Raw genomic sequence first — 10,972 nt, forward strand, 5'->3', positions numbered from 1 at the left:
ACTTATTCCTCGATTTTACCGCCAGCAGCTTCGATAGCAGCACGAGCGCCTTTAGTGACACGCAGGCCGCGAACAGTTACCGGACGAGAAACCTCGCCAGACAGAATCACTTTCGCGAATTCAATCTGAATACCGATAATGTTTGCTGCTTTCAGCGTGTTCAGGTCAACTACGTCGCCTTCAACTTTCGCCAGATCAGAGAGACGAATCTCACCGGTGATCATTGCTTTGCGAGAGGTGAAACCAAACTTCGGCAGACGACGGTACAACGGCATCTGACCACCTTCAAAACCACGACGTACGCCACCGCCAGAACGAGAGTTCTGACCTTTGTGACCACGACCAGCGGTTTTACCGAGGCCAGAACCGATACCACGACCCAGACGCTTGGAAGCGTGCTTAGACCCTTCGGCCGGAGACAGAGTATTTAAACGCATCTCTTACTCCTCAACTTTAACCATGTAGGAAACCGCGTTGACCATACCACGTACAGCAGGAGTATCCTCGCGCTCTACGGTGTGGCCAATACGACGCAGACCCAGGCCAAGCAGCGTTGCCTTGTGTTTCGGCAGACGACCGATTGCACTGCGGGTTTGTGTAATTTTAATAGTCTTTGCCATGGTCAATTACCCCAGAATTTCTTCAACGGATTTACCACGCTTGGCAGCGACCATTTCCGGAGACTTCATATTCGCCAGGCCATCAATAGTTGCACGAACCACGTTAATCGGGTTGGTGGAACCATATGCTTTAGCCAAAACGTTATGAACTCCAGCGACTTCCAGAACGGCGCGCATTGCACCACCGGCAATAATACCGGTACCCTGGGAAGCCGGCTGCATGAACACACGAGAGCCTGTGTGCACACCTTTAACAGGGTGCTGCAGGGTGCCGTGGTTCAGCGCGACGTTAATCATGTTGCGACGGGCTTTTTCCATCGCTTTCTGGATAGCTGCTGGAACTTCACGCGCTTTTCCGTAACCAAAACCAATGCGACCGTTACCATCGCCAACCACTGTCAGAGCAGTGAAGGAGAAAATACGACCACCTTTAACGGTTTTAGATACGCGATTTACCGCGATCAGCTTTTCCTGCAGTTCGCCAGCTTGTTTTTCGATGTGAGCCATCTTACACCTCTACCTTAGAACTGAAGGCCAGCATCACGGGCAGCATCTGCCAGTGCCTGGACACGACCATGATATTGGAAACCAGCACGGTCAAAGGATACTTTCGTAATACCTTTTTCCAGTGCGCGCTCTGCAACAGCTTTACCCACAGCTGTAGCGGCGTCTTTATTTCCAGTGTACTTCAGTTGCTCAGCGATAGCTTTCTCTACAGTAGATGCAGCTACCAGGACTTCTGAACCGTTCGGTGCGATAACCTGTGCATAAATATGACGAGGCGTACGGTGAATCACCAAACGAGTCGCACCCAGTTCTTTGAGCTTGTGACGTGCGCGGGTCGCACGACGGATACGAGCAGATTTCTTATCCATAGTGTTACCTTACTTCTTCTTAGCCTCTTTGGTACGCACGACTTCGTCGGCGTAACGAACACCCTTGCCTTTATAAGGCTCAGGACGACGGTAGGCGCGAAGATCAGCAGCCACTTGTCCAATCATCTGCTTATCAGCGCCTTTCAGCACGATTTCAGTTTGAGTTGGACATTCAGCAGTGATTCCCGCTGGCAGAGCATGTTCAACAGGATGAGAGAAGCCCAGGGCCAAACTCACCGCATTGCCTTTAACTGCTGCACGATAACCTACACCAACCAGCTGCAGCTTCTTAGTGAAGCCTTCGGTAACACCGATAACCATTGCATTTAACAGCGCACGAGTGGTACCCGCTTGGGCCCACGCGTTAGCAAAACCTTCGCGTGGAGCGAAAGTCAGTGCATTATCAGCGTGTTTAACTTCAACAGCATCGTTGATTGTACGAGTCAGCTCGCCGTTCTTACCTTTGATCGAAATAACCTGACCGTTGAGTTTTACCTCTACGCCAGCAGGAATAACGACCGGTGCTTTAGCAACACGAGACATTTTATTCCTCCAATTAGGCTACGTAGCAGATAATTTCGCCACCAAGACCAGCTTGGCGCGCTGCACGATCAGTCATAACACCTTTAGAGGTAGAAACGACAGCAATACCCATACCGGCCATAACTTTAGGCAGCTCATCTTTTTTCTTATAGATGCGCAGACCTGGGCGGCTGACTCGCTGAATGCTCTCTACCACAGCCTTGCCCTGGAAATACTTAAGAGTCAGTTCCAGTTCAGGCTTGATGTCGCCTTCGATTTTAAAATCTTCAATATAGCCTTCTTCTTTCAGCACGTTGGCAATTGCCAATTTCAGCTTGGAGGAAGGCATGGTGACCGCAACTTTATTCGCGGCTTGACCGTTACGGATACGGGTCAGCATATCCGCGATCGGATCTTGCATGCTCATCTGTCTTTACTCCCGTGATTCAATTGGATATTACCAGCTAGCCTTCTTCAAGCCAGGTACTTCACCGCGCATAGCGGCTTCACGAAGCTTGATACGGCTCAACCCGAATTTGCCCACATAACCATGCGGACGACCAGTTTGGCGGCAGCGGTTACGCTGACGGGACGGGCTGGAATCACGCGGCAGAGACTGCAGCTTAAGAACAGCATCCCAACGATCTTCGTCGGATGAGTTCACACCAGAGATGATAGCTTTCAATTCCTCGCGTTTAGCGCGGTATTTGTCGGCCAGTTTCACGCGAACGACTTCGCGTGCTTTCATCGATTGCTTAGCCATTAGTAACCCTACCTTACTTACGGAATGGGAAGTTAAAGGCTGCCAGCAGAGCACGGCCTTCATCATCAGATTTCGCAGTAGTGGTAATGGTAATATCCAAACCACGAACGCGATCGACTTTGTCATAGTCGATTTCTGGGAAGATGATCTGCTCACGGACACCCATGCTGTAGTTACCACGACCATCGAATGACTTAGCGGACAAGCCACGGAAGTCACGGATACGCGGTACAGCAATGGTGATCAGGCGCTCAAGAAACTCCCACATGCGTTCGCCACGCAGAGTTACTTTACAGCCGATCGGATAGCCCTGACGGATTTTGAAGCCTGCAACTGATTTGCGTGCTTTGGTGATCAACGGCTTTTGACCGGAGATTGCTGTCAAGTCAGCTGCTGCGTTATCCAGCAGTTTCTTGTCAGCGATCGCTTCACCCACACCCATGTTCAGGGTGATCTTCTCGACCCGAGGGACTTGCATGACAGAATTGTAGTTAAACTCAGTCATGAGTTTTGTAACTACTTCGTCTTTGTAGTAATCATGCAGTTTCGCCATCGTACTACTCCAAATTACTTGATAGTTTCGCTGTTAGACTTGAAGAAACGGACTTTTTTGCCCTCTTCGAATCTAAAGCCTACACGGTCAGCCTTGCCGGTTGCCGCATTGAAGAGTGCAACGTTAGAAACTTGAATAGCAGCTTCTTTTTCAACGATGCCACCTGGTTGGTTCAGGGCCGGAACCGGCTTCTGATGTTTCTTAACCAGGTTAATACCTTCAACAATTAGCTTGCCGGAAGACAAGACATTCTTAACTTTACCGCGCTTACCTTTATCTTTACCGGTTAACACGATAACTTCGTCATCACGACGGATTTTAGCTGCCATGATTCGCTCCTTAGAGTACTTCTGGTGCCAGAGAGATAATTTTCATGAACTTTTCATTACGCAGTTCACGAGTTACCGGCCCAAAAATACGCGTGCCGATTGGTTGCTCGCTGTTATTATTTAAAATAACGCATGCATTACCATCGAAGCGAATGACAGAACCGTCCGGGCGACGAACACCCTTCCTGGTGCGCACCACTACCGCTTTCAGGACATCGCCTTTCTTCACCTTACCACGAGGAATTGCTTCCTTGATGGTAATTTTGATGATGTCGCCGACGCCTGCGTAGCGACGGTGCGAGCCACCCAGAACCTTGATACACATTACGCGACGCGCGCCGGAGTTGTCGGCTACGGTCAGCATAGTCTGTTCTTGGATCATTTCAGTGCTCCGCTAATGTCAACTACTACTTCGGGACCCATAATTAGGTCGTTAAAAAGCCCCATAAACGAGGGCGCGGCATTATAACACCGGTTCCTGAATATGGGTAGAAAAAATAAACGGCTCATTTACTGAGCCGTTTATTCGTTAGACAAAGCTCACTGTATTACAGAACAGCTTTATCTACAACGCGAACAAGCGTCCAGGACTTAGTCTTGGACAGTGGACGGCATTCGCGGATTTCAACCACGTCACCGATACCACATTCATTGCTCTCGTCATGTACGTGCAGTTTGGTCGTACGTTTGATGAATTTACCGTAAATCGGGTGTTTCACCACACGTTCGATAGCAACAACGATGGACTTCTCCATTTTGTTGCTAATCACGCGACCTTGCAGAGTACGGATTTTATCGGTCATTACGCACCCGCCTTCTGAGTCAATAAAGTCTTAACACGTGCAACATCACGACGCACTTGCTTCAGCAGGTGAGTCTGTTGCAGCTGGCCACTTGCTGCTTGCATACGCAGATTGAACTGCTCACGCAGCAAATTCAGCAGCTCGGTGTTCAGCTCTTCAACACTCTTTTCACGCAGCTCTTTTGCTTTCATTACATCACCGTCTTAGTTACAAAGGTGGTTTTAATCGGCAGTTTCGCTGCTGCCAGCTTGAATGCTTCACGGGCCAGCTCTTCTGGTACGCCGTCCATTTCATACAGGACTTTGCCAGGCTGAATCAAGGCAACCCAATACTCTACGTTGCCTTTACCTTTACCCATACGCACTTCAAGCGGCTTTTCGGTGATCGGTTTGTCCGGGAATACACGGATCCAGATCTTACCCTGACGCTTAACTGCACGGGTCATTGCACGACGTGCTGCTTCGATCTGACGTGCAGTCAGACGACCACGGCCAACAGCTTTCAGACCGAAAGTGCCGAAGCTAACATCCGTACCGGCAGCCAGACCACGGTTGCGGCCTTTGTGCACTTTACGGAATTTTGTACGCTTTGGTTGTAACATCAGCGACTCTCCTTACTTACGGCCTTTACGCTGCTGCTTTTTAGGTTGAGCAGCCGGTTTTTCCGGTTGTTCAACAGCAGCCATCCCACCCAGGATCTCACCTTTAAAGATCCACACTTTAACGCCGATTACACCATAAGTGGTGTGCGCTTCAGAGGTGTTGTAGTCAATGTCAGCACGCAGTGTGTGCAATGGCACGCGACCTTCACGATACCATTCGGTACGTGCGATCTCAGCGCCACCCAGACGGCCGCTAACTTCAACTTTGATACCTTTAGCGCCCAGACGCATGGCATTCTGTACAGCACGCTTCATAGCACGACGGAACATAACACGACGTTCCAGCTGTGAAGTGATGCTATCAGCAACCAATTTTGCGTCCAGTTCAGGCTTACGAACTTCGGCGATATTGATCTGTGCAGGAACGCCAGCGATATCCGCTACGACCTTGCGCAGTTTTTCTACGTCTTCGCCTTTCTTACCGATTACGATGCCAGGGCGAGCAGTGTGAATAGTCACACGGATGCTCTTAGCTGGACGCTCGATAACGATACGAGATACAGACGCCTTCGCCAGTTCCTTAGTCAGGTACTGACGAACTTTAAAATCGCTGTCCAGGTTGTCAGCGAATTCTTTGGTGTTCGCAAACCAAGTAGAGTTCCAAGGTTTTACAATACCCAGGCGAATACCATTAGGATGTACTTTCTGACCCATTGCTAGTCTCCAGAGTCTCAGCGATCGGACACAACCACAGTAATGTGGCTGGTGCGCTTCAGGATGCGATCTGCACGACCTTTTGCACGTGGCATAATGCGCTTCATGCTTGGGCCTGCGTCTACGAAGATTTTCGCGACTTTCAGATCGTCAATGTCAGCGCCATCGTTGTGTTCAGCGTTAGCAATGGCAGATTCCAGAACTTTCTTGACCAATACCGCAGCTTTCTTGTTGGTGAAGGTCAAAATTTCCAGTGCCTGCGACACTTTCTTACCGCGAATAAGGTCTGCAACAAGGCGAACCTTTTGAGCAGAAGAACGAGCGTGGCGATGTTGAGCTAAAGTTTCCATCTCTTCCTCCTACTTATTTCTTCTTGGCTTTTTTATCAGCAGCGTGGCCGCGATAAGTACGTGTCGGTGCAAATTCACCCAGTTTGTGACCGACCATTTCGTCGGAAACAAATACCGGAACATGCTGACGACCATTATGGACAGCGATGGTCAAACCGATCATGTTAGGAAAGATCGTTGAACGACGGGACCAAGTGCGCAGGGGCTTCTTGTCACCGCTTTCCACCGCTTTCTCTACCTTCTTCAGCAAGTGCAGGTCAATAAAAGGACCTTTCTTGAGAGAACGTGGCATGGCTTATCCTCTAAAATTATTTGCTACGGCGACGTACGATGAATTTATCAGTACGCTTGTTGCTGCGGGTCTTCTTACCTTTGGTCTGAACGCCCCACGGAGTTACCGGGTGCTTACCAAAGTTACGACCTTCACCACCACCATGTGGGTGGTCGACTGGGTTCATCGCAGTACCGCGAACGGTAGGACGAACACCACGCCAGCGTGCAGCACCTGCTTTACCCAGAACGCGGAGCATATGCTCAGAGTTACCGACTTCGCCCATGGTTGCACGGCAGTCAGCTTCGACTTTACGCATTTCACCAGAACGCAGACGCAGGGTAACGTAAGCACCATCACGTGCAACGATCTGCACATAGGTACCAGCAGAACGTGCAAGCTGACCGCCTTTACCTGGTTTCATTTCTACGTTATGAACGGTAGAACCAACCGGGATATTGCGCATCGGCAGGGTGTTACCTGCTTTGATTGCAGCATCAACGCCAGATTGAATCTGGTCGCCAGCTTTCAGGCCTTTAGGGGCCAGGATGTAACGGCGTTCGCCATCTTTGTACAGAACCAGTGCGATGTTCGCAGAACGGTTCGGATCGTACTCAAGACGTTCAACAATTGCCGGGATACCGTCTTTGTTGCGTTTAAAGTCAACAATACGATAAGCCTGCTTGTGACCACCACCGATGTGACGAGTAGTGATACGACCATTGTTGTTACGGCCACCGGATTTGCTGTTTTTTTCAACCAGCGGAGCAAATGGTTTGCCCTTATGCAGCTCAGGGTTGACCACTTTAACTACGTGGCGACGACCCGGAGATGTCGGTTTACATTTAACAACTGCCATTGTTTTTCTCCTCCGACTTACTCAGCGCCGCCGACGAAGTCCAGATTCTGGCCTTCCTTCAGGGTGACGTAAGCTTTTTTCCAGTCGCTACGACGACCGATACGCTGTCCATGACGCTTAGTTTTACCTTTAACAACCAAGGTATTAACGCCTTTAACTTCAACTTCGAACAGTTTCTCAACAGCAGCAACGATCTCTGCTTTGGTCGCGTCTTTTGCAACTTTGAGAACGATGGTATTTGTTTTTTCCATCGCCATAGATGCTTTTTCAGATACGTGCGGCGCGCGCAGTACTTTCAGCAGACGTTCTTCACGGATCATGCCAGCATCTCCTCAACTTGCTTAACTGCATCAGCAGTCATAACGACTTTGTCGAAGGCGATCAGGCTAACTGGATCGATTGTTGCTGCGTCGCGCACGTCAACCTTATGCAGGTTACGCGCAGCCAGGAACAGATTCTCATCCAGTTCGCCAGTTACGATCAGCACATCTTCCAGAGCCATGTCTTTCAGTTTCTGAGCAAGCAGCTTAGTTTTAGGCGCTTCTACAGAGAACGTCTCGACAACGATCAGACGATCCTGACGTACCAGTTCGGACAGAATGCTTTTCAGCGCTCCGCGGTACATCTTTTTGTTAACTTTTTGACTGTGGTCCTGCGGGCGAGCAGCGAAGGTTACGCCACCGGAACGCCAGATCGGGCTCTTGATAGAACCTGAACGCGCACGGCCGGTACCTTTCTGGCGCCACGGCTTTTTACCGGAACCAGTTACTTCAGCACGGGTCTTCTGAGCACGAGTACCTTGACGGGCACCAGCTGCATAAGCAACTACAACCTGGTGTACCAGCGCTTCGTTGAAATCACGACCGAAGGTAGTTTCGGAAACAGTCAGCGCGCTTTGCGCGTCTTTCAATACTAATTCCATTGCTATCTCCTCACGCCTTCACAGCTGGTTTAACAATAAGGTCGCTACCGGTTGCACCCGGAACTGCACCCTTAACCAGCAGCAGGTTGCGCTCAGCGTCAACGCGTACTACATCCAGGCTCTGAACAGTTACACGTTCGTTGCCCAGTTGGCCTGCCATTTTCTTGCCTTTGAACACTTTGCCCGGAGTCTGGTTCTGACCGATAGAACCCGGAACGCGGTGAGACAAGGAGTTACCGTGTGTAGCGTCCTGGGTACGGAAGTTCCAGCGCTTAACGGTACCTGCGAAACCTTTACCTTTAGAGGTGCCAGTTACGTCAACTTTTTTAACTTCAGCAAACAGCTCAACGCTAATGTCTTGACCTACAGTGAACTCTTCGCCTTCTGCAAGACGGAATTCCCAAAGGCCACGGCCAGCTTCTACGCCAGCTTTAGCGAAGTGACCAGCTTCCGGCTTAGTTACACGGCTAGCTTTTTTAGCGCCAGTGGTAACTTGAACAGCACGGTAGCCGTCGTTAGCCAAGTCTTTAACCTGAGTAACACGGTTTGCTTCTACTTCGATCACGGTTACTGGGATAGAAACGCCGTCTTCTGTGAAGATACGGGTCATACCCACTTTTTTACCGACTAAACCAATCATTGTTTCAACCTCTCAATCGTCAATGACCTGATTAACCCAGGCTGATCTGCACGTCAACACCAGCAGCCAGATCCAGACGCATCAGAGCATCAACGGTTTTCTCAGTTGGCTCAACGATGTCAACCAGACGCTTGTGAGTGCGAATTTCGTACTGATCACGCGCGTCTTTGTTGACGTGCGGAGAGATCAGAACGGTAAAGCGCTCTTTGCGGGTCGGCAGCGGGATCGGACCACGTACTTGCGCACCAGTGCGCTTAGCAGTCTCGACGATTTCCGCAGTTGATTGATCGATCAGACGATGATCAAACGCTTTAAGGCGGATACGGATTCTTTGGCTCTGCATGAGACCATAGCTCCAATTATTTTATAGACGAAAAAAATCACTACTCGCACCCATTACGATTGATGGGGGAGTGTAATCGTTCATACATAGTTCCCCAATTGGGAACATTGTCGACAGCAGCTTCACTGTCAGGCTCATATCGAGCCAGCCATCGATTAAGACAGGCCCGCGCATTATACGTAAATCTGCACCTTAAGCAAGCCATGGATACGAATTAAACAATCTTTTGTGTGGGAATACGATTCTCTTTGCAAGGTAAATGTCTTCGATGATGCCCGAGAGAACTTTTTGGGAAGGCCCCTCGTAAATCAGCAATTGTTATTTTGCTTTGACCCATTCATTTCACTAGCCTGGGAAGATATCTTTTTGAAGAGTATTTTACGTAATGTTTATCTCCTCTACCCTGGTCCTTTTACTTTTTATTGTCCTGCATATTGGACTTTTACTGCGCCTGGCCTGGATTGATTATCGAAGCATGTTGCTACCGGATAGACTGAACTATCCTCTTCTATGGTCTGGATTACTATTTCAAATCTGTTTAGCACCTGAACACTTATCTGACTGTGTACTTGGAGCCATTATCGGCTATTTGAGTTTGTGGATGCTCTATTGGGCTTACTATTACTGGCGAGGTTGGGAGGGAATTGGATACGGTGATATGAAATTGTTAGCGGCTTTGGGGGCGTGGCATGGTTGGCAGAATTTAGGATGGATAACATTAGCGGCGGCAACATCCGGATTGCTATGTGCCTTGATATCAAAACTGTTACTGACGAATCGTCTTTCACTTGCTACCACTCCGCTACCTTTCGGACCAAACCTGGCGATAGCGGGTGGTTCTGTAGGATGGATTTGCTCTTCCTTCCCACAGTTTAAAGAACTCAGTTTCCTTCTTTGATTTGCGATTGTAGATAGTTTTGCAAACCAATTTTTGAAATGAGGTCCAATTCAGTTTCTAACCAGTCGATGTGATGCTCTTCTTCGGCAAGAATTTGTATCATCATATCCCGACTAACATAGTCATGAATGGTATCTGCGTACGCAATGGCTTCACGTAAATCTTTAGCGCCATCCATTTCTAAGTTGAGATCGGACTGAAGCATTTCTTCGACATCCTCTCCGATGTGAAGTTTGCCTAAGTCTTGTAGGTTAGGAATGCCTTCGAGGAACAAAATTCGCTCGATATATTTGTCGGCGTGTTTCATTTCATCGATGGATTCGTGGTATTCCACTTCGTTGAGGCGCATTAAGCCCCAGTTTTTGAACATTCTCGCATGGAGAAAATACTGATTGATCGCGACAAGCTCGTTTCCCAATAATTTATTGAGATAATTTATTATCTTAATATCACCTTTCATTTTTTACTCCCTCCGCTTCCACTACATGAAGCGTAGATGTAGCACGGAGTAAGTCAAAAAAAAGTGACTGGCTTAGGCAATCTCTTTAAATTCTGGGATCTGCAATAACTCTTCTTGCATGATTTCTCTTGCTGCGCGAATGCATTTGCCACATTGGTTTCCCACAGGCACAAACTTGCGAAGCTGCTGGAAAGATTGTGGATGAAACTGGCGTACAGCCTGCCGAATTTTTTTATCACTTACACCATTACACAAACAAACGTACATAAGCACTCCCGTTCAAATTACGCGCAAAGTGTAAATGAGAATAGTTATGATTACAATAGCACACGAATGTTTGATGCAAGTGAGAAGCGGTAAAATATGCAAAAAAAAAAGAGCGCCTAAGCGCTCTTTTTTCATATAAAGGTATCAGCGATTAAGCGATAACTTTAGCAACAACACCAGCG

General features: G+C 48.7%; 24 protein-coding genes. 1 reads left to right on the forward strand and 23 read right to left on the reverse strand.

The window, feature by feature from the left end:
- Nucleotides 1–2: 2 nt before the first annotated feature.
- The 21 genes from rplO to rpsJ form a co-directional block, all read right to left on the reverse strand.
- Nucleotides 3–437, reverse strand: a complete 435-nt coding sequence (gene rplO, locus GBAG_RS18490; protein WP_034499019.1) for a 50S ribosomal protein L15 — start codon at nt 435–437, stop codon at nt 3–5.
- Between the two features lie 3 nt (nt 438–440).
- Nucleotides 441–620 (reverse strand): 50S ribosomal protein L30, encoded by a 180-nt coding sequence (gene rpmD, locus GBAG_RS22595; protein WP_004846568.1) that lies wholly within the window; start codon nt 618–620, stop codon nt 441–443.
- A gap of 6 nt (nt 621–626) precedes the next feature.
- Nucleotides 627–1,127, reverse strand: a complete 501-nt coding sequence (gene rpsE / locus GBAG_RS18500; RefSeq protein ID WP_034461766.1) for a 30S ribosomal protein S5 — start codon at nt 1,125–1,127, stop codon at nt 627–629.
- 14 nt (nt 1,128–1,141) lie between these two features.
- Entirely contained in the window at nt 1,142–1,495 is a 354-nt protein-coding gene (gene rplR / locus GBAG_RS18505; protein WP_034461768.1) for a 50S ribosomal protein L18, read from the reverse strand.
- Between the two features lie 9 nt (nt 1,496–1,504).
- Complete coding sequence (gene rplF / locus GBAG_RS18510; protein ID WP_034461769.1) at nt 1,505–2,038, reverse strand: 50S ribosomal protein L6; 534 nt, start codon at nt 2,036–2,038, stop codon at nt 1,505–1,507.
- A 13-nt stretch (nt 2,039–2,051) separates the two neighbouring features.
- Nucleotides 2,052–2,444, reverse strand: a complete 393-nt coding sequence (gene rpsH / locus GBAG_RS22600) for a 30S ribosomal protein S8 (RefSeq protein WP_034461770.1) — start codon at nt 2,442–2,444, stop codon at nt 2,052–2,054.
- A 30-nt stretch (nt 2,445–2,474) separates the two neighbouring features.
- On the reverse strand, nt 2,475–2,780 hold the full coding sequence (rpsN, locus tag GBAG_RS22605) for a 30S ribosomal protein S14 (protein WP_034499021.1): 306 nt from the start codon (nt 2,778–2,780) through the stop codon (nt 2,475–2,477).
- Between the two features lie 13 nt (nt 2,781–2,793).
- Nucleotides 2,794–3,333: a 50S ribosomal protein L5 gene (gene rplE / locus GBAG_RS18525; RefSeq protein WP_034461772.1), complete on the reverse strand. Its 540-nt coding sequence runs from the start codon at nt 3,331–3,333 to the stop codon at nt 2,794–2,796.
- A 14-nt stretch (nt 3,334–3,347) separates the two neighbouring features.
- Nucleotides 3,348–3,662: a 50S ribosomal protein L24 gene (gene rplX / locus GBAG_RS18530; RefSeq protein ID WP_034461774.1), complete on the reverse strand. Its 315-nt coding sequence runs from the start codon at nt 3,660–3,662 to the stop codon at nt 3,348–3,350.
- 10 nt (nt 3,663–3,672) lie between these two features.
- Entirely contained in the window at nt 3,673–4,044 is a 372-nt protein-coding gene (gene rplN, locus GBAG_RS18535) for a 50S ribosomal protein L14 (RefSeq protein WP_002438705.1), read from the reverse strand.
- A gap of 166 nt (nt 4,045–4,210) precedes the next feature.
- Complete coding sequence (gene rpsQ, locus GBAG_RS18540) at nt 4,211–4,465, reverse strand: 30S ribosomal protein S17 (protein ID WP_034499024.1); 255 nt, start codon at nt 4,463–4,465, stop codon at nt 4,211–4,213.
- Entirely contained in the window at nt 4,465–4,656 is a 192-nt protein-coding gene (rpmC, locus tag GBAG_RS18545; protein WP_008457158.1) for a 50S ribosomal protein L29, read from the reverse strand. Before rpmC ends, rpsQ begins: the two co-directional genes overlap by 1 nt.
- Nucleotides 4,656–5,066, reverse strand: a complete 411-nt coding sequence (gene rplP / locus GBAG_RS22610) for a 50S ribosomal protein L16 (RefSeq protein ID WP_008927134.1) — start codon at nt 5,064–5,066, stop codon at nt 4,656–4,658. The genes rpmC and rplP overlap by 1 nt, the downstream gene beginning before the upstream one ends.
- A 12-nt stretch (nt 5,067–5,078) precedes the next feature.
- On the reverse strand, nt 5,079–5,780 hold the full coding sequence (gene rpsC, locus GBAG_RS22615) for a 30S ribosomal protein S3 (RefSeq protein WP_000529945.1): 702 nt from the start codon (nt 5,778–5,780) through the stop codon (nt 5,079–5,081).
- 17 nt (nt 5,781–5,797) lie between these two features.
- On the reverse strand, nt 5,798–6,130 hold the full coding sequence (rplV, locus tag GBAG_RS18560) for a 50S ribosomal protein L22 (RefSeq protein ID WP_034461779.1): 333 nt from the start codon (nt 6,128–6,130) through the stop codon (nt 5,798–5,800).
- Between the two features lie 13 nt (nt 6,131–6,143).
- Nucleotides 6,144–6,422 carry a 30S ribosomal protein S19 gene (gene rpsS / locus GBAG_RS18565; protein WP_001138115.1) on the reverse strand — a complete coding sequence of 93 codons (279 nt, stop codon included), beginning with the start codon at nt 6,420–6,422 and terminating at the stop codon, nt 6,144–6,146.
- A 16-nt stretch (nt 6,423–6,438) separates the two neighbouring features.
- Nucleotides 6,439–7,260, reverse strand: a complete 822-nt coding sequence (gene rplB, locus GBAG_RS18570; RefSeq protein ID WP_034499027.1) for a 50S ribosomal protein L2 — start codon at nt 7,258–7,260, stop codon at nt 6,439–6,441.
- Nucleotides 7,261–7,277: 17 nt separating this feature from the next.
- Nucleotides 7,278–7,580 (reverse strand): 50S ribosomal protein L23, encoded by a 303-nt coding sequence (rplW, locus tag GBAG_RS18575; RefSeq protein ID WP_034499029.1) that lies wholly within the window; start codon nt 7,578–7,580, stop codon nt 7,278–7,280.
- Nucleotides 7,577–8,182, reverse strand: a complete 606-nt coding sequence (gene rplD / locus GBAG_RS18580; RefSeq protein ID WP_034499031.1) for a 50S ribosomal protein L4 — start codon at nt 8,180–8,182, stop codon at nt 7,577–7,579. The genes rplW and rplD overlap by 4 nt, the downstream gene beginning before the upstream one ends.
- A gap of 10 nt (nt 8,183–8,192) precedes the next feature.
- Nucleotides 8,193–8,822 carry a 50S ribosomal protein L3 gene (gene rplC, locus GBAG_RS18585; RefSeq protein ID WP_034461783.1) on the reverse strand — a complete coding sequence of 210 codons (630 nt, stop codon included), beginning with the start codon at nt 8,820–8,822 and terminating at the stop codon, nt 8,193–8,195.
- Between the two features lie 31 nt (nt 8,823–8,853).
- Entirely contained in the window at nt 8,854–9,165 is a 312-nt protein-coding gene (gene rpsJ / locus GBAG_RS18590; protein WP_034461784.1) for a 30S ribosomal protein S10, read from the reverse strand.
- Nucleotides 9,166–9,550: 385 nt separating this feature from the next.
- Between rpsJ and GBAG_RS22390 the strand changes: the two genes are divergently transcribed.
- A complete protein-coding gene (locus GBAG_RS22390) occupies nt 9,551–10,063 on the forward strand; it encodes a prepilin peptidase (protein ID WP_072011218.1) in 513 nt (170 codons plus the stop codon).
- On the opposite strand, the gene bfr is transcribed toward GBAG_RS22390, so the two are convergent.
- Both bfr and bfd read right to left on the reverse strand, forming a co-directional pair.
- A complete protein-coding gene (gene bfr, locus GBAG_RS18595; RefSeq protein ID WP_034499033.1) occupies nt 10,047–10,523 on the reverse strand; it encodes a bacterioferritin in 477 nt (158 codons plus the stop codon). The two genes, GBAG_RS22390 and bfr, sit on opposite strands and share 17 nt — an antisense overlap.
- A 72-nt stretch (nt 10,524–10,595) precedes the next feature.
- Nucleotides 10,596–10,790 carry a bacterioferritin-associated ferredoxin gene (bfd, locus tag GBAG_RS18600; protein ID WP_034461786.1) on the reverse strand — a complete coding sequence of 65 codons (195 nt, stop codon included), beginning with the start codon at nt 10,788–10,790 and terminating at the stop codon, nt 10,596–10,598.
- Between the last annotated feature and the right edge of the window lie 182 nt (nt 10,791–10,972).

Origin of the sequence: Buttiauxella agrestis ATCC 33320 (assembly GCF_000735355.1) — a bacterium.
GTDB classification, from domain to species: Bacteria; Pseudomonadota; Gammaproteobacteria; order Enterobacterales; family Enterobacteriaceae; genus Buttiauxella; species Buttiauxella agrestis.